Annotated in this window: 23 protein-coding genes; 14 read left to right on the plus strand and 9 right to left on the minus strand. The window is 63.5% G+C overall.

Annotated features, from left to right (window positions below; genetic code table 11):
• A partial coding sequence (locus tag IE126_RS26425; RefSeq protein WP_456071390.1) for a transposase family protein occupies positions 1-369 on the minus strand: 369 nt, incomplete at its 3' end.
• 131 nt (positions 370-500) lie between these two features.
• Between IE126_RS26425 and IE126_RS23555 the strand changes: the two genes are divergently transcribed.
• On the plus strand, positions 501-1,019 hold the full coding sequence (locus IE126_RS23555) for a hypothetical protein (protein WP_189382634.1): 519 nt from the start codon (positions 501-503) through the stop codon (positions 1,017-1,019).
• Positions 997-2,124 carry a molybdopterin cofactor-binding domain-containing protein gene (locus IE126_RS23560; RefSeq protein ID WP_189382636.1) on the plus strand — a complete coding sequence of 376 codons (1,128 nt, stop codon included), beginning with the start codon at positions 997-999 and terminating at the stop codon, positions 2,122-2,124. The genes IE126_RS23555 and IE126_RS23560 overlap by 23 nt, the downstream gene beginning before the upstream one ends.
• 79 nt (positions 2,125-2,203) lie before the next feature.
• Here the strand turns inward: IE126_RS23560 and IE126_RS23565 are convergent, their stop codons facing one another.
• Positions 2,204-2,905, minus strand: a complete 702-nt coding sequence (locus tag IE126_RS23565; RefSeq protein ID WP_229825844.1) for a TetR/AcrR family transcriptional regulator — start codon at positions 2,903-2,905, stop codon at positions 2,204-2,206.
• Between the two features lie 158 nt (positions 2,906-3,063).
• Here IE126_RS23565 and IE126_RS23570 point away from each other — a divergent pair, with 158 nt between their 5' ends.
• From IE126_RS23570 to IE126_RS23605, 8 genes are all read left to right on the plus strand, one after another.
• Entirely contained in the window at positions 3,064-3,927 is an 864-nt protein-coding gene (locus IE126_RS23570) for an FAD binding domain-containing protein (RefSeq protein ID WP_189382638.1), read from the plus strand.
• Positions 3,918-4,397 (plus strand): (2Fe-2S)-binding protein, encoded by a 480-nt coding sequence (locus IE126_RS23575; RefSeq protein WP_189382640.1) that lies wholly within the window; start codon positions 3,918-3,920, stop codon positions 4,395-4,397. The genes IE126_RS23570 and IE126_RS23575 overlap by 10 nt, the downstream gene beginning before the upstream one ends.
• Entirely contained in the window at positions 4,394-6,790 is a 2,397-nt protein-coding gene (locus IE126_RS23580; RefSeq protein ID WP_189382642.1) for a xanthine dehydrogenase family protein molybdopterin-binding subunit, read from the plus strand. The genes IE126_RS23575 and IE126_RS23580 overlap by 4 nt, the downstream gene beginning before the upstream one ends.
• On the plus strand, positions 6,781-7,239 hold the full coding sequence (locus IE126_RS23585) for a CoxG family protein (protein ID WP_189382644.1): 459 nt from the start codon (positions 6,781-6,783) through the stop codon (positions 7,237-7,239). Before IE126_RS23580 ends, IE126_RS23585 begins: the two co-directional genes overlap by 10 nt.
• Positions 7,240-7,299: 60 nt before the next feature.
• Positions 7,300-8,376, plus strand: a complete 1,077-nt coding sequence (locus tag IE126_RS23590) for a C4-dicarboxylate TRAP transporter substrate-binding protein (RefSeq protein WP_189382646.1) — start codon at positions 7,300-7,302, stop codon at positions 8,374-8,376.
• Between the two features lie 19 nt (positions 8,377-8,395).
• A complete protein-coding gene (locus tag IE126_RS23595; protein WP_189382648.1) occupies positions 8,396-8,944 on the plus strand; it encodes a TRAP transporter small permease subunit in 549 nt (182 codons plus the stop codon).
• Between the two features lie 3 nt (positions 8,945-8,947).
• The gene (locus IE126_RS23600) at positions 8,948-10,270 is read left to right on the plus strand and encodes a TRAP transporter large permease (RefSeq protein WP_189382650.1); all 1,323 of its coding nucleotides are present in this window, start codon (positions 8,948-8,950) and stop codon (positions 10,268-10,270) included.
• 277 nt (positions 10,271-10,547) lie between these two features.
• Entirely contained in the window at positions 10,548-12,167 is a 1,620-nt protein-coding gene (locus IE126_RS23605) for an ISL3 family transposase (RefSeq protein ID WP_456071391.1), read from the plus strand.
• 185 nt (positions 12,168-12,352) lie between these two features.
• Here IE126_RS23605 and IE126_RS23610 read toward each other — a convergent pair whose 3' ends face one another.
• From IE126_RS23610 to IE126_RS23625, 4 genes are all read right to left on the minus strand, one after another.
• On the minus strand, positions 12,353-13,123 hold the full coding sequence (locus tag IE126_RS23610) for an ABC transporter ATP-binding protein (RefSeq protein ID WP_229825847.1): 771 nt from the start codon (positions 13,121-13,123) through the stop codon (positions 12,353-12,355).
• The gene (locus tag IE126_RS23615; protein WP_189382654.1) at positions 13,120-13,869 is read right to left on the minus strand and encodes an ABC transporter permease; all 750 of its coding nucleotides are present in this window, start codon (positions 13,867-13,869) and stop codon (positions 13,120-13,122) included. Before IE126_RS23615 ends, IE126_RS23610 begins: the two co-directional genes overlap by 4 nt.
• A 34-nt stretch (positions 13,870-13,903) precedes the next feature.
• The gene (locus tag IE126_RS23620) at positions 13,904-14,866 is read right to left on the minus strand and encodes an ABC transporter substrate-binding protein (RefSeq protein WP_189382655.1); all 963 of its coding nucleotides are present in this window, start codon (positions 14,864-14,866) and stop codon (positions 13,904-13,906) included.
• A 142-nt stretch (positions 14,867-15,008) separates the two neighbouring features.
• Entirely contained in the window at positions 15,009-15,668 is a 660-nt protein-coding gene (locus tag IE126_RS23625; protein ID WP_189382657.1) for a flavin reductase family protein, read from the minus strand.
• A 118-nt stretch (positions 15,669-15,786) separates the two neighbouring features.
• Here IE126_RS23625 and IE126_RS23630 point away from each other — a divergent pair, with 118 nt between their 5' ends.
• The 3 genes from IE126_RS23630 (at position 15,787) to IE126_RS23640 (ending at position 17,943) form a co-directional block, all read left to right on the plus strand.
• The gene (locus tag IE126_RS23630; protein ID WP_189382660.1) at positions 15,787-16,425 is read left to right on the plus strand and encodes a GntR family transcriptional regulator; all 639 of its coding nucleotides are present in this window, start codon (positions 15,787-15,789) and stop codon (positions 16,423-16,425) included.
• 281 nt (positions 16,426-16,706) lie between these two features.
• Positions 16,707-16,910, plus strand: a complete 204-nt coding sequence (locus IE126_RS23635; protein WP_189382682.1) for a ParB N-terminal domain-containing protein — start codon at positions 16,707-16,709, stop codon at positions 16,908-16,910.
• Positions 16,911-16,956: 46 nt separating this feature from the next.
• The gene (locus IE126_RS23640) at positions 16,957-17,943 is read left to right on the plus strand and encodes a hypothetical protein (protein ID WP_189382661.1); all 987 of its coding nucleotides are present in this window, start codon (positions 16,957-16,959) and stop codon (positions 17,941-17,943) included.
• A gap of 663 nt (positions 17,944-18,606) precedes the next feature.
• Here the strand turns inward: IE126_RS23640 and IE126_RS23645 are convergent.
• Positions 18,607-19,674, minus strand: coding sequence for a hypothetical protein (locus IE126_RS23645; RefSeq protein WP_189382663.1), 1,068 nt, complete (start codon positions 19,672-19,674; stop codon positions 18,607-18,609).
• 226 nt (positions 19,675-19,900) lie between these two features.
• On the opposite strand from IE126_RS23645, the gene IE126_RS23650 reads away from it, so the two are divergent.
• Positions 19,901-20,785, plus strand: coding sequence for a recombinase family protein (locus IE126_RS23650; RefSeq protein WP_189382665.1), 885 nt, complete (start codon positions 19,901-19,903; stop codon positions 20,783-20,785).
• A 78-nt stretch (positions 20,786-20,863) separates the two neighbouring features.
• On the opposite strand, the gene IE126_RS23655 is transcribed toward IE126_RS23650, so the two are convergent.
• Together IE126_RS23655 and IE126_RS23660 are read right to left on the minus strand one after the other, a co-directional pair.
• Positions 20,864-21,259 carry a PIN domain-containing protein gene (locus IE126_RS23655; RefSeq protein WP_089258968.1) on the minus strand — a complete coding sequence of 132 codons (396 nt, stop codon included), beginning with the start codon at positions 21,257-21,259 and terminating at the stop codon, positions 20,864-20,866.
• Positions 21,249-21,476 carry an AbrB/MazE/SpoVT family DNA-binding domain-containing protein gene (locus IE126_RS23660; protein ID WP_189382667.1) on the minus strand — a complete coding sequence of 76 codons (228 nt, stop codon included), beginning with the start codon at positions 21,474-21,476 and terminating at the stop codon, positions 21,249-21,251. Before IE126_RS23660 ends, IE126_RS23655 begins: the two co-directional genes overlap by 11 nt.
• Positions 21,477-21,639: the final 163 nt, after the last annotated feature.

The raw sequence follows: 21,639 nt of genomic DNA on the forward strand, positions 1-21,639 counted from the left end.
CTCGGCAGGCCGCCCGCCGGTCGCGTGCCCAAGATGGCTGACAATTTCCCCGACACGCGAAGTGCGCCGCGCAAAAGGACGCGCAATCGAGCCGATCTGGTCCGAGAAAGTCCGGCGCGGGCAGGCGGGTGCCAAACATCGCCAACGGCAAACCCAGAGGGTTACCGTAACCCCGTCACCATGGGCGGGATAATCCTGCAGCCGCCTACGCCGCCAGCCGTGACGACGTCGCGATTGCAATCCACAGTCTGGGCAGATGCCGTTTGGTGTCAGACTGCCGGATACAGTCCACCCGCCGGAATCGCGCCGCTCAACGCTTTGAACGGAAACATCGCTCCCGGGCGACCAGTGCTTCCTTGAAATCACCACTATCCCTCCTGAATCTTCCCGTTCTCAGGATAGTGCGCCACACAGATTGAGGCAGAGCCTATTTAACGGCAACGCGACATTATGCCTCGCTGGCAGAGGATGTCGCAAAGCTGTCGCCGCCTGAAGCCGTGGTGCTGAAGACGCCCGAGGCCTTCCGCCTGATTGGCCGGCCGGTGCCAAGGCTGGACAGCGCCGAGAAATGCGACGGCAGTTTCGTCTATGCCATCGACTTTGTCCTTCCCGGCATGAAGGTCGCGGTGCTGGCCCGGCCCGAGGTCTTCGGCGCCAGCGTCGCCGGGTTTGACGACAGTGCCGCTCGGGCGGTGCCCGGCGTGCATGACATCTTCGAGATCCCGCTGGTCCGCGGCTCGGCTGTGGCCGTGGTGGCTGACGGGTTCTGGACGGCGACCCGTGCCCGCTACCTGCTAGAGGTGACATGGGACATGTCGGGTGTCGAACGGGTCGACAGTGCCGAATTGTCGGAGCGCTATCTGCAGCTTGTCCGTAGCCCGGGAAAGCCCTGGCTGGACCAAGGCGAGACCTCGGCGTTTGACCGCAGCGCCGCAGACAGCCGGATCGAGGCCGAGTTCGAGTTTCCCTATCTGGCGCATGGCCAGATGGAGCCCCTTGGCGATCACGATCCGCAATGATGGTGACAGCGCCGAGGTCTGGACGGCGGGCCAGAGCCCGACGATGGAGAAGGCAGCGATCGCTGGCATTCTGGGGCTGGCGCCGGACCGGGTGCGGCTCAACGTACTGCCCGGGGGCGGTACCTTCGGGCGGCGCGGCACGATGGACCTGCATCTGGAGCGCGAAGCGGCGACGCTTGCCAGCCGGCTTCCGGGCATCCCGGTCAAGCTGATGTGGTCGCGCGAGGACGACATTCGCGGCGGTTACTACCGCCCCGCCTTCGCCCATCGCGCCGAGATCGCCATCGGCGGTGACGGGCGCCCCGCAGCCTGGCGGCATGTCGTCGCCGGCCAGTCCTTCCTGCTGGGCAGCGGAAATTTCGGCGAGCCGTTCCTTGTGAAGAACGACGTCGATTTTCTGGCTGTCGAGGGGATTGCCGACTGCCCCTATGGTTTCGGCAATTTTCACGTCTCGGCCCATCATCCCAACGTCAATGTGCCGACGCTGTCGCTGCGCTCGATCGGCCATACCCACAGTTCCTTCGTGATGGAGACACTGATCGAGGAACTGGCCGATCGGGCCGGCGTCGACCCGATCGACTACCGCATGGGTCTTTTGCGCGACGATGTGCCGAAGTCCCGCGCCGTGCTGTCGTTGCTGAAAGAGAAAAGTGGGCCATGGCTGGCTGGTCTGGAACCGGGTCATGCGGTTGGAACGGCGCTGAGCGATTATCAGCGCAGCGCCTGCCTGCTTGACATGTCCATCCTCGACGGCGTGCCGCGGATCCATCGCGTGCTGGTGACAGTGCATTGCGGACTTGCGGTCAATCCCTTGTCGGTGGCCAGCCAGTTCGAGGGCGGCTTTGTCTTCGGCCTGTCACAGGTCCTGCCGCAATCGGCGATATCGTTGCAGGATGGCATCGTGCAGCAGTCGAATTTCTTCGACTATGTGCCCGCCTATATGGGCGATACGCCGCTGGCGATGGAGGTGCATCTGGTCGACAGCGCCGACCGACCGACCGGCGTCGGCGAATGCCCGGCGCCGCTGGCGGCACCGGCTTTTGCCAACGCTCTCGGAAAGCTCACCGGCAAGCGCTATCGCAAGCTGCCGATTGCCGAAATCTGATGCGCCGCGGATGACCTGGGCCTGGCCCCGGCCGATCAGCTTCATGCGCTTGCGGGACGGACATTGAGACAGACCGTCCTCATACGCCGGCCTTCTGCGATGGTCCGCCCGCAAGATCTGGAGGCCCTTTGACATGTTCTTCGGCAGACAACAGGGACGGAATGCCCGACAGATAGGCCTTGACCGTGCGGGTGACGGCGCTGCCGACATCTTCGGCGATTCCGGTGCCGTAGATGAATTTGCGGATCGCCATGTAGAAGACGCCGCCATGCAGGCCCCAGAACAGCTCTTCCTCGGGCTCGGTCGGCGGGCGTTCGGGCAGGCCCAGTTCGTGCCGCGCCTCGGCCACGGCGGGGCGGATGATGCGGTCGCGGACGATGGCTAGATAGCGCTCCGGCAGGCCATAGGATTTCAGCCCCGACGAGATGAAGATCCGCACCCATTCATATTCGAACACGCAATCGGCATAGTCACAGTAGAAGCGGATCAGCCGGGCTTCCAGCGGCTGGCTGCGATCGGTCACCCAGTCTTCCCACTGGCTGCGCCAGCGGCTGGTATAGACATGTTCGTAGACCCGCTCGATCAGCGCCTCCTTGCTGTCGAAATGCCGGTAGATCACCGCATGCGACACGCCCAGCCGCTTGGCCAGTTCGCGCGTTTGCCCCTCGAAGCCGCATTCGGCGAAGAACCGCACCGCCTCTTCCAGGATCTGCTGGTCGCGGTCGTCGCGGCGCATGTTCTTGCGCCGGGGCGTTGACCCGGAGGCGTCGCTGTCTTCCATCGCAGGGGCTTTCTTTATTCCGGAGCCAGAATAGCAAATCCCAAAGATGTAACCAAGCGGTCATTTTTATGCTTGCGCGGAATCGCTGCGCCTGTCATTTGTAACCAACTGGTCAGAAGTTGGGGGTGGAGCCCGGCCTGACCGGCTGTGAGGGAGCAATGAAGGCGCCGCCATTCGCATACCGGCTTGCGGAGGATCTTCCGCAGGCCTTGGATCTTTATGCCCGTTCGGAGGGCGAAGCGGTCTATCTGGCCGGCGGGCATTCGATTGTGCCCTCGTTGTCGCTGCGGTTGCAGGCGCCGGCGCTGCTGATCGACATTTCGCGGATTTCCGCTTTGGCCGGCCTGTCGGTCGGGCCCGAGGGCCTGCGCATCGGCGCCATCACGCCGCATGCGGTGTTGCTGGAGGATCCGCTTGTGGCGGACCATGCGCCCCTTTTGGTCGAGGCCGCGCGCCATGTCGCCCATCCGGCGATCCGCAACCGGGCGACCTTCGGCGGCAATCTGGTTCTGGCCGATCCGGCCTCGGAATTTCCGGCCGTGGTGCGCGCCCTACGCGCGGTGCTTGAGGTCGAGGGGCCGGACGGGGCCCGCCAGATCGCGGCGGATGAGTTCTTCCTGGACCTTTACACCACGGCGCTGGAGCCGGGCGAGATCCTGCGTTCGGTGCTGATCCCGCCGCCGGCGCCGGGCCAGCGCGTTGCTTTCGCCGAACTGGCGCGGCGGCGTGGCGATTTCGCCATGGTCGGCGCGGCGCTGCGGCTGGTGCCCGAGGCCGGGCTGATCGGCAGTGCCGATATTGTCTTTCACAGCGTCGGGCTGACGCCGATGCGCGCCGTGGCGGCCGAGGCCGCGCTGGTGGGACGGGCGCTGGACGAGGCCGCAATCGCTGCGGCCTGCGCGGCCGTCGCGCAGGATATCGAACCTAGCGAGGATCCGGTCTTGCCGGCCGCGACCCGGCTGCATCTGGCGGGCGTGCTGCTGGGCCGGCTGTTGCGGCGTGTTCAAGGGGAATGGGCGTGAAACAGGCGGTTGAATTTCAGATCAACGGCGAAGCCGTCGAGATCCTAGTCGAGCCGCGCCAGACGCTGGCCGATGTGCTGCGCGACAATCTGCGGCTGACCGGCACGCATCTGGGCTGCGAGATGGGCGTCTGCGGTGCCTGTCTGGTGCTTTTGGACGGTAAGCCGGTGCATGGCTGCCTGACGCTGGCGGTGCAGGCGCAGGGCTGTGCGGTGACCACCGTCGAGGGGCTGGATGCCACGGGCGAGATCGCCGATCTGCAGGAGGAATTCCACGCCCGCAACGCGCTGCAATGCGGCTATTGCACCCCGGGCATGCTGATGACCGCGCAGGCGCTGTTGAAACGCGAGGCTGTGCCGGGGCGCGAGGAAATCCGCGAGGCCTTGTCGGGCAATTACTGCCGCTGCACGGGCTATGAGGCCATCGTCGACGCCATCGCCGCCACGGCCGAAAAGCGGGGCGCGGCATGAGCCGGAATTTCGTCCCCGACCGTCCGGCCCATATCGGCCAGCCGCATCTGCGCCGCAACGCGCTGCGCCATCTGGCCGGGCGGGGCGCCTATGTCTCGGATCTGGCTTTGCCGCGCATGGTGCATGCGGCCTTCCTGCGCAGCCCGATGGCGCATGGACGGATCGTGGCGCTGGATCTGGACGAGGCGCGGGAAGCGCCCGGGGTGATCGCCGTCTATTCCGCCGCCGATCTGAACCCGCTGTGCCAGGACTGGACCGGGGTTCTGGGCCATTTCGCCGGCATGACCAGCCCGGCGCAGAATATCCTGGCCGAGGGCGAGGTGCTTTGGGTCGGCCATCCGGTCGCCATGGTGATCGCCCGGACCCGGGCCGAAGCCGAGGATGCCTGCGAGAAGATCCTGCTGGATATCGAGGAACTGCCCGCCGTTTCGGGCTTTGCCCCGGCGTTGGACCCCGAGATGCCGGCGGCGGCCGAGGCCAGCACCTCGAACCTGTGCTACCGCACCGAGTTGAAGACCGAAGGTGCTGCCGCGGCCTTCGACGGGGCGGCGCTGGTGGTGGAAGGCGAATGGCGCTTTGGCCGCCACACCGCCGTGACGCTGGAGCCGCGGGCAGTGGTGGCCGATTACGACCCCTCATCCGGCCAGCTGACCGTGCATCACGGCACCCAGACGCCGTTCCAGTTCCAGGATGTCTATGCCCGCCAGTTCGGCCTGCCCGATCATCGCGTGCGGGTGATCTCGCCCGATGTGGGCGGCAGTTTCGGGATGAAGCTGCATCTCTATCACGAGGAAATGGCCACCGTGGCCGCCAGTCTGAAGCTGCACCGCCCGGTGCGGTTCCTGGCCGACCGGCTGGAAAGCTTCAACTCGGACATCCATGCCCGCGACCACAAGGTGCAGGCGCGGATGGCGCTGGATGCGAAGGGCCATGTGCTGGCGATGGAGGTGCTGGACCGCACGCTGATCGGCCCCTATTCCACCTATCCCCGCACCTCGGTGGCCGAGGGCAATCAGGTGATCCGCCTGATGGGCGCGCCCTATGCGATGCCCGATTATCACGGCGTGCTGGAAGTGCTGTTCCAGAACAAGGTGCAGACCAGCCAATACCGCGCCGTGGGCCATCCGATCGCCGTGCAGGTGACCGAGGCGCTGATCGATCTGGCGGCGGAAAAGCTGGGCCTCGACCCGTTCGAGATGCGGGCGAAGAATGTGGTGGCGGATGACGCTTACCCCTGCGCCTCGGCCACAGGCTATAGGTTCGAGAAGCTGTCGCATCAGGAAAGCCTGCGACGCTTGCGGGCGCTGATGGATTACGACGGGCTGCGCGCCGAACAGGCCGCGCTGCGCGAAAACGGCATCTATCGCGGCATCGGTCTGGCGACCTTTGTCGAGATCACTAATCCCGGCGCGGCCTTCTATGGCGTGGGCGGGGCGCGGATTTCAGCCCAGGATGGGGCGGTGGTGCGGCTGACCCCGGGGGGCGAGGCACATTGCGCGATTTCCGTCACCGAACAGGGGCAAGGCACCGAAACCATTATCGCCCAGATCGTCGCCGACCAATTGGGTCTGGCGCCGGATCAGGTAAAGGTGGTGACGGGCGACACCGATGCCACGCCTTCGGGCGGGGCGACCTGGGCCTGCCGCGGCGCCGGGATCGGCGGGGAAACAGCGCTTCGGGCGGGGCGGAAGCTGGCGGAACAGCTGTGCCGCATCGCCGGGGCGATCCTTCAGGCGGCGCCGGACAGTCTGGCGCTGAAGGGCGGCGCGGTGGTCGATGCAGCCAGCGGGGCCGAAAGGCTTTCGCTGGCGGAACTGGCGCGGATTGCCACCTACCGGCCCGACACGCTGCCCGAAGGCACCGACAATTCCCTTTCGGTCGCCCAGCATTTCGCGCCGCAGGGCTTTCCCTTCGGCTTCACCAATGGCGTGCAGGCCGCCTATGTCGAGGTCGACACCGAGACAGGCTTGGTCAAGCTGTTGAAACATTGGGTGGTCGAGGATTGCGGCAGGATCATCAACCCCTTGCTGGTCGATGAACAAATCCGCGGCGGCGTAGTGCAGGGCCTGGGCGCGGCGCTGTATGAAGAATGCCTTTACGACGATGCCGGGCAGCTGATGAACGGCTCATTGGCCGATTATCTGGTGCCGATGGCGGGCGAGATGCCCGATATCGTGATCGGCCATGTCGAGACGCCCACCGAAGACACGATCCTTGGCGCCAAGGGCGTGGGCGAGGCGGGCACCGCCGCTGCCGGATCTGCGGTGATGAATGCCGTGAACGATGCGCTGCGCCCCTTTGGCGCGCGGCTTTGCCAAACCCCGATGACCCCGGCGCGCATCCTGGCCGCTCTGGGCATCGGTCCGAGCGAACGGGATGAGACATGGAACTGACCGGAAGCCACAGCCTGAGCCAGCCGCCCGAAACCGTCTGGCGCGCGCTGTTCGAACCCGAAGTGCTGGCCCGCGCCATCCCGGGTTGCGAGGCCTTGGAGAAGACCTCGGACGACGCCTTCACCGCCACGGTGAAGCTGAAGATCGGCCCGGTCTCGGCCCGCTTCAAGGGCGAGGTCGAACTGGCCGACAAGGAGCCACCCTTCGCCTGCACCCTGTCGGGCAAGGGTTCGGGCGGGATCGCGGGCTTTGCCAAGGGCGCGGCAAGGGTGACGCTGGCGCCGGAAGGTGAGGGCACGCTGCTGACCTATACGGCGGAGGCCTTGCTGGGGGGCAAGCTTGCTGCGCTGGGAAGCCGGCTGATCCAGGCCACCGCCGCCAAACTGGCCGATGAATTCTTCACCCGCTTCGCCGAAGTGCTGAACGAGACGACGACCACGACTGACTGAAACGCCACGGCACCGCGGACGGAGGAAAGCCGTGGGCCGCGCAACAGGGAGGAAACCAGAATGACCGCCACGACCAGACGCAGCTTCATCGCCGCAACCGGCGGCGCGCTTGCGCTTCCGTTCCTGGCCCGCCGCGCCCGCGCGGCCGAGGCGATCGACATCCAGATCGGCTCCAGCCACCCGACCACGAATATCTGGGTCTATGCGATGCAGAACGCGTTGCAGCCCGAAGTGGACCGGATCCTGGCCGAGAAGGGTGGCAATTACACCATCAACTGGCACGAGAATTACGGCGGCACGCTGTATAAATTCTCGGACACCCGCGCCGCGGTGCGCGACGGGATCGTCGATATCGGCATGGTGGGCACGCTTTGGGAAGCCTCGGCCATGCCCTTGCAGAACATCACCTATTACACGCCTTTCGCCAATAACGATCCGCTGACGGTGATCGAGATCTTCGACGAGCTGACGGCGACGCTGCCCGATCTGAAGGACAGCTGGACCGCGCAGAACATGCTGCACCTGTCATCCTTGATCACCGACAGCTATGACATCTACGCGAATTTCCCGATCAATTCGGTGGCCGATGTGGCCAATCGCCGGCTTTCCGCGCCGGGCACTTCGGCTAACTGGCTGGCGGGCACCGGCGCAACCCCGGTCGATGGCGCGCTGACCACCTATTACACCGATATCCAGACCGGCGTGTCGGAAGGCACGCTGTCCTTCGCCTCGGGCATCCAGCCCACGCGCACCTATGAAGTGGCGCCGATGCTGGCACGGGTGGGCTTTGGCTCGATGTATTTCGGCGGGATCGCGGCGAACCTGGATTTCATGGCGCGCCTGCCGCCCGAAGTGGCCGATGCGATCGTCGAGGCCGGCCGCCTGACCTCGGCCGCGCATGGCGCCTATGTCACCAAACGCTCGACCCAGGCGATCACCGAGATGCAGGCGGCGGGGCTGGAGATCATCGAATTCGACGTGGCGAAGAAGGCCGAATGGGCGGCCAAGCTGCCGAATATCGTCGAGCCCTGGCTGAGCGCCAATGGCGAGGCCGCTAAGACCGTACTGCATGCATATTTCGATGCGCTGGCCGCGCGGGGCATCACGCCCGCACGCGACTGGACCAAGGGCGTCTGAGCGCAGGGACCGCAGCATCATGGCAGAGTCTTCAACCACATCGCAGCCCCAGGTTCCGCCGTTCCGGCGGGGCCTGCAGAATGCCTATGACGCCATGGCCGCCATTGGCACGGTCTGGATCTTTGCACTAATGCTTTTGATCATGGCCGATGTCGTGGGCCGCAACGCCCTGGACCATCCGGTCACCGGCGTGGCCGAGATCGCCGCGCGTTCGGTCGTGGCGATCGTCTTCCTGATGCTGCCGGCATCGGCCCTGCGCGGCAACATGATCCGGGCCGACTTTCTGGTGAGCCGGATCCGCCAGGTCGCCCCCGGGCTGGTGCGGCTTCTGGACACGCTGTTCGCGCTGCTGGGCGTGGCGATCTTCTTCGCCATCGCCTGGTCGGCCTGGCCCGATACGGCCGAGGCCTGGCGTCGGAGCGAGTTCTTCGGCGTGCAGGGGGTCTGGACCCTGCCGACGCTGCCTTTCCGGCTGATCATCGTGATCAGCGGCATCGCCTCCGGCTTCGGCCTCTTGGTCGCGCTGATCCAGCCGGCAACCGAGCCCGACGAGATGGTGGAGATCTAGGCCATGAGCAGCGTCACCATCGGCCTTCTGCTGATAGGCCTTCTTCTGGTGCTGATCCTTCTGGGTATGCGCATCGCGATTGCCCTGATCAGCGTGGCCTTCGTGGGCGTCTGGCTTCTGCGGGGCAATATGGCCATGGCGCTGAAGCTGATGTCGATCGCGAGCTACAATGGCGTCGCCAATTACCTGTTCGCCACCATTCCGCTGTTCGTGCTGATGGGGCAGCTGGTGTCGATCTCGAATGTCGGGCGCGACACGTTCGATGTGGCCGACGCGCTGCTGCATCGGGTGCTGGGGGGCCTGGGCATCGCCACCGTCGCCGCCAATACCGTCTTTGCGGCGGTCACCGGAGTTTCCATCGCCTCGGCCGCCGTCTTCACCCGCGTCGCCGTGCCCGAGATGATGCGTCACGGCTATCGCCCGTCTTTCGCCACCGGCACGGTCGCGGGCAGCTCGGTTCTGGGCATGCTGATCCCGCCCTCGCTGCTGCTGATCATCTACGGTGTGCTGGCCGAGGTTTCGATCGGCAAGATGTTCCTGGCCGGTCTGGTGCCCGGGCTGATTCTGGCGCTGGTCTTCGCGCTGATGATCGTGCTGACCGCCTGGCTGGCGCCGGGTCTGGTGTTTGATGCCGCGAAGCTGCGCGAGAAGCAGGCGGCGCAATCCCTAGCGCCGCGGCTGGGGCTGGGCGGTCTGGTCACCAAGGGCGCCCCCATTGTTTTGCTCGTGGGCGTGGTGATCGGCGGGCTTTACTGCGGCTATTTCACCCCGACCGAGGCCGGCGGCGTCGGCGCCTTTGCCGCGCTTGTCGTGGCGCTGCTGCGCCGCAGCCTGGGGCAGGGCCGGCTGTGGAAGGTATTGACTGATACCGGCGCAGTTTCCGTGTCGATCCTGATCCTGCTGGTGGCGGCCGGCTTCTACGGACAGATGCTGGCCGTGGCCGGTGTGCCCGCTGCGATCAGCCGCTTCGTGCATGAGATCGGGCTCGGCGCCACTGGCTTTCTGCTGGTCTATCTGCTGCTGGTCCTGCTTCTGGGCATGATCCTCGACAGCAGCTCGATCCTGCTGATCGTCGTGCCGATCGCCGCGCCCATCGCGCAAAGCCTAGGCTTCGATCTGGTGCATTTCGGCATCCTGACAGTGATCGCGGTGGAAGTGGGCCTCTTGACCCCGCCCTTCGGCATCTCGATCTTCACGATCCACGCCGCTTTGGGCGATCGCCGTGTCTCGCTTGAGGCGATCTTCGCCGGTGCGCTGCCTTTCGTCGGTGTGATGCTGGCGGTGCTGGCCCTGCTCGCGATGGCGCCGGTGCTGGTGGTCTATTAGGCCCGGATGACCGGGGGGCGGCGGGACGGTCCCGGAAACGCGGCCCGTCAGCTCCGGTCCGAAATGGTCCAGGCCAGGCGGGCTGCATCGGCGCGGCGCGGACCGGTCTCAAAGACCGTTCGGCCGTCCGGGCGGCAAGTAATTGAGATGTCGTAAAAATCCACGATCGCGGGAAGGATCTGGCGCGCCTTCCGGTGTCGCGTTGCCCTTAAAGGGGGTCATCCTCAATTTGTGTGTCACGGTCTGACCGAGCTTCACAGATTGAAGGGATCAGGCCGTGGTATCGAAGAAGCATTGGGCTCCAACCGCCAACGTGGAGGTTGGTGAGTTCCGCCAGTCTGAGACGGGTGCATGGGTCGTATCTGGCAGACTGGCTCCGAATGGCACCTGCCCTGAGTGCGGGACGCCCTCAAGACAGCGACATGGTTGGAGGTGCCGGCGGATCGAGGATCTTCCTGCTCAGGGCCAAGCGGTTTGGATCGAGCTCAGGGTTTGTCGATGGCGATGTTTGAACTCGGATTGCCGCCGCCGCACGTTCTCCGATCGCGAGGCGGCGGTGGCGACCCCTTATGCGCGCCGGACGTCTCGACAGGCGCAACTCTTAGGCCATGTGGCGCACGCCGCTGGCGGCACCCCAGCTGAACGGCTCTTGCGGCGACTGGGTATCCGGGTCAGTGACGATACTATTCTCCGACAGTTGCTACGCGCAGCTCAAGTTGTTCCACCACGCGCACGGATCATCGGGATCGATGATTGGAGTTGGCGAAAGTCGCAGAACTACGGGACGATCATCATCGACCTCGAGCGTCGCGCCGTCATCGATGTTCTCGAAGATCGTGATGTCGTCACATGCACCGACTGGCTAAGGCGTCATCCTGAGGTGGAAGTCATAAGCCGGGATCGCTGCGGTCTCTACGCCCAAGCCGCCCGAAAAGGAGCGCCGCAGGCGGAACAGGTCGCCGACCGGTTTCATATCGTGCAGAACCTTCGCATGGCAATCGAGGAGCAAATGAACCTGCACGGTCGTGCAACTGGCAGGGCCTTACTCTCCGATGCAGACAACATCAGCACAGCTCAGAACCTTCTGAAATCACGTCTTGCCCATCGCAAATCCCGAGAAGAGATTTTCAGGACCATTTCGGCACTTCGGCAGCAAGGGCTGACGTGCAGCGAGATCGGGCGGAGGACGGGGTTTCCCCGACGTAGCGTCGCGAAATGGCTGCAGTTCGAGACGCCACCGGACCGAAAGCGCGCGGTCCTCAAACGCTCGTCTGCATGGTATTTTGAAGAGTACCTGAAGCAACGCTGGGAGAACGGTATTCGCAGCGGCAATGCACTGCTCCCTTTGATCCAAGAACGTGGTTACGAGGGCAGCCTGTCAAACTTGCAGCGGCTCTTGGCCGGATGGCGCAGAACCGAAAAACAGGAACAGGAGGGACCCATCAAGGAAGATCAGATCCTTGCACCGGTCCGGGACCCGGAAACCGGGCACGCGATTTCCCCGGTTATCGCGGCCGCACTCTGCATCAAACCAAGAGGAAAGTTCACCTTGGAACAGGCGAGAAAAGTCGAAGTTCTCAAGGAAGGCTCGCCTGCCTTCACAACAATGCGGCGCCTCGCCATGCGTTTCAATGGCATCTTGCGTGGTCGAAAAGCAGACCCGCTGCCCGCCTGGATCGACGATGCGATCGAAACGGACCTGGCGCCCATCGTGCGGTTCGCCCGAACCTTGAACAGAGACATTGATGCGGTCAGGAATGCGATCGAAATGGAGTGGAGCAATGGTCAAGCCGAAGGCCAGATCAACCGATTGAAGACCTTGAAGCGCGCGATGTATGGGCGAGCCGGCCCGAACTTGCTCAGGGCCCGAATGCTTCCTCTGCACCACACAAATTGAGGATGACCCGATTTAAGGGTTGCGCGACAGCGGCGGTTCTATCACGACGGGCATTTTCACAGGAGAAGCGATCTGACAGACGCAAGGCGAAATTTTTCAAGCAAATCGAAAGTCTGATAAATAACGATATGGCTTTGTGGTTTCCTGGCCGGAGGCCAGGAAACCATGAATTGGGGTGCCGATCGCTAGATATCGAGCTCCGACCATAGCAGCTGGAAGTAGTCCTGATACCGGGCGTTGCTGCGCAGCTTGACCGGATCGCGCTCCTCGCGTTGCAGGTCGATGTCGACGATCCGCTTGATCCGGCCAGGCCTGCGGCTGAGGATCATAACCCGATCGGCCATGGTCACGGCTTCGCCGATGTCGTGGGTGACCAGGATCGCGCTTTTACGCTGCTTGCTGATGATGTCCAGTACCTCGGCTTGCAACAGCGTACGGGTCTGGAAATCGAGCGCAGAAAACGGTTCGTCCAGCAGGATCACATCCGGGTCCAGTGCCAGCGTGCGCATGAAGGCTACACGCTGGCGCATACCGCCCGACAAGGTGCCGGGTTTCGACTCCTCGAAACCCTTCAGCCCGTAGGCGGCGATCAACCGGTCAGCCACCGCATTGCGTTCGTCACTAGGAACGCCCTTGATCTCCAGTCCAAGGGCCACGTTGTCGCGCACCGACCGCCAAGGCAGCAGCATGTCCTTTTGCAACATGTAACCAACCTGACCCTTGGCATCCAAAACCCGGGTGCCGTTGACGATGACCTCGCCCACGGTGGCCGGTTGCAGCCCCGCGATCACGTTGAACAGCGTGGATTTCCCGCAGCCCGAGGGCCCGACAATCGCAAGGATCTCGTCGGGCTTCAGCGTGAAGGTGATGTCTGAGAAGGCCACCACCTCATTGCTGCTGCCTGCGTTGAAGGTGACCGACAGCCCCTTGGTTTCCAACGGATAATGCTTGTTCACCACCGCAGCCTCCGGTCAATTTCGGTCACACCGCGATCCATCAGCAGGGCCACGACCATCAGCGCAATAATGCCGGCCCAGACCCCGTTCAGGTCATAGAGAACACCGGAATAGTAGACGAGGTACCCCAGCCCCTCTTGCGACGAGATGTATTCGCCCACCACGGCTCCGATCAGAGCAAAGCCCACGTTCAGCCGCAGTGTCGACAGGATCCACGGCAGCGCCGCGGGCACTACCACCTTGCGCCAAGCCTGCAACCGTGTGGCCCCCAGCGACCGCATCAGTCGCAGAAGGTCACGGTCAGTTTCCAGCGTGCCGTTATAGGTAGCTATCAGGCTGACGATGAAGGTCAGCGCGGCGGCGATGGCAATCTTGGATTCGATCCCGATGCCGAACCACACGATGATCAGCGGAGCGAAGGCGATCTTGGGCACCCCATTGATCGCCACGATGAACGGCCGCACGATCCTGGCCACCGTTTCGTTCAACCACAGGCAAAGTCCCGCAAAACTGCCAATGGCGCTGCCCAGGACAAAGCCCAGGACAGCGGCAAAGGCCGTGACCGCTGCGTGACGGAACAGCTCGCCCGTCGACAGCAGACCCCAGACCTTTGCCGCGATGCCAGACGGATAGCCGTAAATATGCGCCGACAGCACATCGGCCTGCACCAGACCTTCCCATATACCGAACACCACAAGTGCCAGGCCGATCTGGCCCGGCAGGTATTTCAAGCTTGACCATGCCATGACGGGCACCTCCCTGTTGCCGTGATCCTGACGGTCAGCCCTTGTTGACCAGCGCCGCAATGGCGCGCTCGGCATAGGACATGTCCACGAGGGTGGCATAGTCGCCTTGCCCGCGCACAGTGCCTGCCGCGGTATCGTGGGCGACGATGGCATCCCATTCCTGGGGCGTCAGCATTGGATCGCGCGGCACGACGCCCTCGGCCCCCAAGAGGCGCTTGGCCCCTGCCTCGATGGCGGGGGCGGGAACCTGGTCGAATTCCTGCGCCGAGACGCGGGCATATACCTCGGGGTTGGCGTGCAGCAGTTGCATGCTCTCGGTCAGGGCGTTGACGAAGGACTGCACCACCTCGGGGTACATTTCGGCATAGGCCGCCGACACCAGCGTCGAGGTAAAGGCGATTGGCCCCAGAACTCCGGCCAGCGGCAGCGAGACTTCCAGCCCGTGAACCGCCTCGGCAATGCTGGCATCCCATTCGAAGACGCAGCCCAGATCCGCGCGACCTTCCACGACGGTCGGGATGATCGACCCGAGCGGCCCTTCGACAAAGCTCACGCCGGCGTCCTTGGGATCGAACCCGCCCACCGACTTCATCGCGTAGGTTGGCGAGGAAACCGTGTTCGACGGGAACCGGTAGGAAGCAATGGTCTTGCCTTTCAAATCCTCCAGCGACTTGACGCCGGCGCCGGGCTTGGAAATGAACCACAGCCCGATGGCACCCGCCATCTTGGCTATAACTCGGGTATCGGCGCCTTCGATGGCTGAGTTGATGGCCATCCCCGTTCCGGTCATCGCGAATTCTGCGCGCCCGGCATTCAGGATGGAGATCGGCTCAGCCACGGAACTGGCTGCAGCGATCTCGACCGCCAGCCCGTGCTTGGCAAAGATGCCTTCGCGCAAGGCCGTGTAGGCCGGAGTGTAATTTGCCAACCGCAGCGCCGTGGTTACCCGGACCGGCGTCAGCGTTTGCGCCCGCACCGGGAGGCCAGTGATAGCCATGGCCGATACCGCCAAGAACAGACCGGCGCGACAAAGCTAGCCCGGTCTTGCGATTACGATGTGTCATTTCAGAATCCTCCGCTGTTGTGTGTCCGCCTCGACGCGCATGGCTGGGCAGTTTGTTGTAGTGGTTATCGCAAAGTCACTTGCCGCCACGGCCTTCCAATCCGGCTTGGGCGTCGGCATCGGATCCGGGCACGCGCATCTCGAAGGTCTCGCGGATCACGGTGTAGTCGAAGTATCCCAACCGGGCGATTGGCTCGATCGCGGTGATGTCCAGTCGACCGTCAGGCCGGATCACTTGGTCGTCGATATGGATCGTCTCCACCTGGGCAAAGACGACATCGACGGTGCCGTGGTTGGAGGCGCCGCGCATCGTGTGCGTGCTCAGGTACCGGCATTCGAACTTGCAGGGGCTTTCCTTGACCATCGGCACCGCACCGTTGTCGGAATAGATGCGGGTCACGTCGATACGGTCGAACTCGCTTTCCTCGGGCGGCAAAGCCATGGCGCTGATGTTCACCGCCTCGCGCAGCGCGAATGTCGCCATGTTCCAGACAAACCAGCCGGTTTCCTCGGCGTTCAGGACCGTGTCCTTGCGCCGCCCGTCCGGGTAGCGGTTGGCCGCGAACATCACCATTGGCGGATCGAAGGTCAGGTTCTGCCACTGGCTGTAGGGCGCGATGTTCTCCACCCCGGCGACACTGCGGCTGGACAGCCAGCCGATCGGACGCGGCACGGTGCAGCTCTTGAATGGCGAATACGGCAATGGGCAGCGTTCAGCACCGGGCGAGTACTTCATGGCGGCGTCCTTCTCGACCTTGTTTGTGATTTACAATATATGAGCGATATATCGGCAGTATGTCAATCTGCCTTGATATAGAGCGGCGCGGTGCGCCGCAGTAGGGCTGGAGACGGAAATGAACAAGACAGAGCAGGCGGTTGCCATGCTGCAGGGCATGATCGAGCGGGGCGAACTCGCCCCTGGGTCGATGGTGTCCGAACGGACCATCGTCGAGCTCATCGGCTTGGGGCGGACACCGATTCGCGAGGCGATCCAGCGCCTGGCGCCCAGCTACATGATCCGAGTGCATGCCAGCCGTGGGATCGAAATCCCGGCAATCACAGTCGAGGATCAGCTCAGCCGACTTGAGGTCCGCCGCGCCGTCGAGGTGCTGGCAGTAGACCTCGCGAGCAAGAGAGCCAGCAAGACACAGCGGGAGGCCATGCAAAGCTTGGCATCCCGTCTGGAAGGCCAGTTCACCTTGCAGGAGTACACCGACACCATCCGGGAAACCCATGCGCTCATCCTCGATGCCGCCGGGAACCGCTATCTCGGGTCGCTGATGCTCCCATTGCAGGGGTTGTCGCGACGGTTCTGGATCGTTCATGCGCGCGAGGAAAATAACGATATCTTACGCGGGCGGGATCTGCACCGCGCCATTCTGACGGCCATCTCTGAAAGAGATGCGGAGGCCGCCACAGCCGCGTCTCGGGCGCTCAATGATTACCTTGTGGAGTTTGCGCTTGCAGTGGTGGCTCGCCAGGCTGCGCGGTGAGATGAACCGGGAGGGGTCTGCCGGCGCATTTCTGGTTCGATGATCGGGCTACTTTTCTGGCAGCGTTCAAGCTTCAGGGAAGCCACCTCCGGGAAAGCCAAGTTGCCAGAGGCCACCCTCTGGAAGCCTGTTTGCGAGAAGTCGTTGAGTCCGCTTCACTTTCCCCGTTGACAGGCCTGCCTCGATTGACCCGCCCCTTGATCATTGAAGAATTGAGCCCGGAGGCCCCCCTCACGGGCGCTTTTTTTGATTTCCCCCCCTCTCATCCCGAGCCGCATCCCATGGACCTCGTCTTCGCGCCGAGCCAGATCGAGGCTTGGCCGATTGCCCGGCTGCACCCCTATGCCCGCTTTGCCAAGATGCATGGCGACGACCAGGTGGCGAAGATCGCGGCCATGGCCGAGGATTTCGACCTGACGCTTGTGTGGATGCTGCGCGGAATGCAAGGACATCGTGAACCGGCAGTGTCCAGGGTGGTGGTGTAGGAGGCCGCGCGCGGAGCCTCCGGCGTAGCGCGGCGCGCGGCCGCGGGTGACGCTGGCGGTCACCGCTGCGGGAAAGGCCGAGACCGCTCTTGCCGGCGCGCGCGCCAAGCTGGACACAGTGATCGAGGCCCTGCCGGAAGGTCTGCGCACGCCCGAGGCGGTTGTCGCTCGACGGGAGGCGTTGCAGAGAGAGCAAAGGCAACTCTCCGAGGCGCTGGAAGTGGCGACGCAACAGGACCGAGCCGTCAGTGAAGTGCTCACCCGTTCGCAAGAGCAGCTAGAAGCAGCGAAGCGGGCGCGCGACGGGCAGCAGCAGCGCGTGAAGAAGGCACAAGGTGATTTTGTCGCTCGGCTTACCGAGGTTGGGCTGGACAAAGCGGGATATGATGCCTGCAAGAGCCATTTCCCGACTCTCGACGCCGACCGCAAGAAGGTGACCGATCACCGCGATGGATTGATCGCTGCTCGCACGACATTGCAGAACGCCATAGCCGCTTGTGCAGATCGTGAACGCCGGGATCTTGCCCCGCTACAGCTGGCGTTGGCAGACGCCACCCAGACCTTGAACGCGGCCAACGCTGCACTTGCCACAGCGAGAACGGATGTATCGTCACTGGCCAAATTCAAGGAATCGCTTGCCGCGGCTATGACCGAAACCGAGCGGCTTGAAACTGAGACCGGTCCGCTCCGGGGGCTGGCTGATCTGGCTAACGGCAAGAACGATTTCAAGATGACACTCGAGACCTTCGCGATCGGAGCAATGTTCGACCAGGTTCTCGAGGCGGCGAATATGAGGCTCGACCCTATGACACGTGGTCGCTACCGGCTAACGCGTGGGCTCGAGCCATCTGGCGGTCGCGGCAAGCGTGGGCTCGAAATCGAGGTCTTCGACATCAACACCGGCAAGGCGCGCCCGACAGCAACGCTGTCAGGCGGCGAAACCTTTATCGCGGCACTGGCCCTCGCGCTTGGGCTAGCTGATGTGGTCGAGAGCCTTTCGGGCAAGATCCGGATGGACACTTTTTTTCGATGAAGTCTTCGGGAGCCTCGACACCGAGAATGGGGCGGGCACGTTGGATCAGGTGATCCAAGTTCTTGCTGCGCTGACAGAGGGCAGCCGGGCCGTCGGCCTGATCTCGCACGTCGGACTGGTGCAGGAGGCTATTCCACAAGGCTTTTACGTGCGCTCGACCCCAAGCGGCAGCCGGGTAGAGGAAAGAAGGGGTACGGGATGACGGACCGCTGGTTTTACCGGAAGGCACACACCCGCCGTCTGTCGTCAGGGCGCACGGTATCCGTCCGCGGCGGTTGGGCAGTTCGGGGCGATCGTGAAAGCAAGAGGGGCGCATCGTTCAGGCGGACTTGTCCAATATGTGGGGCGCTGATCGTAAGCGTTGGCATGCCCAGAGGAGGATGGGTCCATTTTGAGGGCGGCAAAGGCCTGACACGAATTAAGCACCCTTGCCTGCATCTTGGCGAAGGTCTGAGCAGGCGGCGCGACGAGGACACACCGGATCTTTTCGAAAGCCTGCCTTAGCTCGTTGCCGGATCACACAGAGCGATTCTGACCAAAACACTTAGGTCGATGTTCAAACCACGACCCTTTGGCCGCATCGATGAACGTAAGTATTGGCGTCAAGCGCTCCTCCCTCAATGAACCGAGAAGGTCCCTGTCGCTGGATCTGATCACAAAGGTCTAGTCCTTGATCCGCCACATTCTGAATCGTCCTTGTTGCGTCACTTCTCGGATCAGGCCTCGCTCTTCCATCCATGCGAGGTTCCTTTGAACAGCCGCGCGACTTGCGCCTGTTAGGGCCTCCGCCATCGGGGCCGACACCAAAGGCCACTCTGTCAACACAGACCGAAGAGCGGCCGGAGTTCTGCCCGAAAGCTGAGACATGGCTCCTTCCGCCCGAACACTCCATGTTTGGGTACCATCTAGATGGCGCATTGCCGTTAGAATTGCGCTGTTCATCCCATCCAGCCAGCGGGCCAAACGTTCGGGCGGCAAGCCCGAACCACGCAGCCCCCCTGCCCCGCCCATGGCGAGCGGTGCGAAGATGGCGCCGCTTCCATCGCTGGCCGCGATCCGGGACGCGGTGACGGCGGCTTCCATCTGGCCGCCGTGCTGTCCGAGGCCGGCCAGGTTCCAGAGATGAAAGCCCATGCAAGCCCGCGTGATTGGGTGGAGCTCGGCTGCTGCGGCCATTATGTCCAACCATCCGCCCGCGCGATCTTCGAAACGCTCAGCGCTGCCTTCAATGTTCTCGGGATCGCGGCGATCCAGGAAGGCGGCCAAGTCAGCCTTCGGTCCGGGACCGCCTGTCAGGCGCCGAACAGCCCATCCAACTCTTGCCAGCGCATTTGGGTCATCCTGTGCACCTGACAGCCGCATCGATATCCAAAGCGCCAGACGATCAGAACTCACCCGATCCCCTGCGAACCAGCTAAGGTCCGCTGCCTCGATAAGAGCGAGGCGATGCCGCCAGCCTTCCGGGCCACGCAGCAGCCTGTCATCCAGAGCACCCAGGCGTCCAGCCACTCTTGCCAGTCGCGCAGCGTGAACGCCTTCTGCCTTTGCCCAGTCTTCGATGACGGCAGAGTCCGGCGGTTCTGCACGCGGCCCGGGAGGCAAATCATCTGGTTCTTCTTCGAATGGTCCCGGCAGAAACCAGAGATCCTCTTCGTGAGCCTCTTCACCCTCCTCGATGGTGATGAGGGGAACATTGAAATCATCAGTCAAAGCGGATGCTTGGGTCTTCATATGTGCAAAATACTGTTCTTTTGCACATTACCCAAGTGATTTTGTGGCGGTTGCCTTCGCTCGTTATATAGTATGCGCGCGCGACTGCCGGTGAAACCTCTCAGATCGCGCTCAGCGCAAGGAAACCAAGGGTTTTTGGACGAGCGCGACGAGAGAGCACCTACTTGCATTCGTTTACAAACGGTCGTTTATTAGCAGTACACGAAACTGCAAACGGCCTGTTTTGATGCCATTGATAGGCTACGCGCGCGTCTCGACCGAGGATCAGACCCCCCTGCCCCAGTCGCAGGCCCTGAAATCCGCAGGCTGCGTCGAGATCCACGAGGAGCAGGCCTCGGGCGGGAACCGCGCGCGGCCCGTGCTGGCGCGGGTGCTGGAGCGGATCGGCAAGGGCGACACGCTGGTGGTGGTGCGCATCGACCGTCTGGCGCGGTCGCTCTCCCACCTCCTCGAGGTGATCGAACGGCTGGAGGCCAAGAACGCCTTCTTCCGATCGCTTACCGATCCGATCGACACGTCCTCCCCGCAGGGTAAGTTCACCCTCCAGGTCCTCGGCGCCGCAGCTGAGTTTGAGCGCGCCCTGATCCGCGAACGCACCAAGGCCGGGCTGGCCAGCGCACGAACCAAAGGCCGGGTTGGCGGCAATCCGGGACTGCGCGCCCGCGATCCCGCGGCGCTGCGCAAGGTGCGGCTGGCGCGGCAGGATGGCTACATGGAACGCCTGAACGAGACGGCGCAGGACTGGGTTCCCCATGTCCGCCGCCTGCGCCCGGACTTGGCCTGGGAAGACGTAGTGCGCATCGTCAACGGCCCCTTGCCCCGCGAGCGCCAATGGACGCAAAGCCGCCTTTTGCGCGCGGTCAACGCCTATGTCCGGGACGGCTTCCTACCGCCCACGGTACTGGACCGCGCCGGCCGCCGCGAAACCGACGACCGCCTGCCCGCCATCGTCGCCGCTATCAAGGGCGCGGACCCCGACATCACGCTTCAGGCGATCTGCACCCGGCTGGAAGCGATGCGCGAGCGCACGCCCCGTGGGCGGACAAGCTGGCAGCCGTCATCCGTGAAGATGCTGCTGGAGCGGGCGGAGAGGCTGGGGCTGCTTGAGTAGTCGAGCTACCTTGCAAATCCTCCAAGACATGGAGGGATTACAAGGCTGTGGTCAGTTTCAGGCTCAGAAGCTGTCCGCTCATGCAAAGGGGTTGACGATGCGAAGCTGCCCTTCGACTAGCAGGCCATCTTGCATGTCCTCGCTCCACAGCGTGGTGCAGCCCGCAACCAGAGCGCTTGCCACGATCATCGCGTCGTAGATCGAGAAACCGTAACGTTCCGCCAAGGCGCGGCCAACGTCATGGGTTTGGAGGGTCAGGTCTTCGACGGGGCACAAGGCGCGCACGCCTTCGAGAAACGTCCCTGCCTCCTCCCAACTGAGGCCGGCTTTGCGGCGGCAGTTTACCAGCGTCTCGTTCAGCACCTGAACGCTGATCCGGGGCCCCTGCCCCAGGATGAGCTCGGCGCGATCGGCCTTCGGGCCGTCGTCGAGCAGGTACAGAACGACATTCGTGTCCGCGAATTCAGCGCTCATGCGCGTCTTCGCGGCTCAGGCGTTCCGCAGCGGGCAGCTTGCCCCGGAAGCGGCGCAGACCCGTCAGCACCTCATCCGCGCGCGCCAGACGACGGACCCTGACCTGGCCGTTGTCCTTGACCAGATCGATCTGATCGCCTTCCTTGAGGCCAAGTTCCCGAACAAGCTCCGCGGGCAGACGGACGGCGAGAGAGTTGCCCCATTTTGCGACCTGCATCGTGGCCTCCTGCGCGGATATACGGTCAGCAATGTATATCATGTTGGTTGCATGGGCAAGCCTGTCCACGAGCCCGGGCTACTCTTGTGCATCATGCAGCGCCTGCCACCAGATTTAGAAAGAGCTTGCACGAATCTGAGTCCTCCGGCAATAGTCACGGAAA

The sequence above is a fragment of the Gemmobacter nanjingensis genome, assembly GCF_014652195.1.
Lineage (GTDB): Bacteria > Pseudomonadota > Alphaproteobacteria > Rhodobacterales > Rhodobacteraceae > Gemmobacter > Gemmobacter caeni.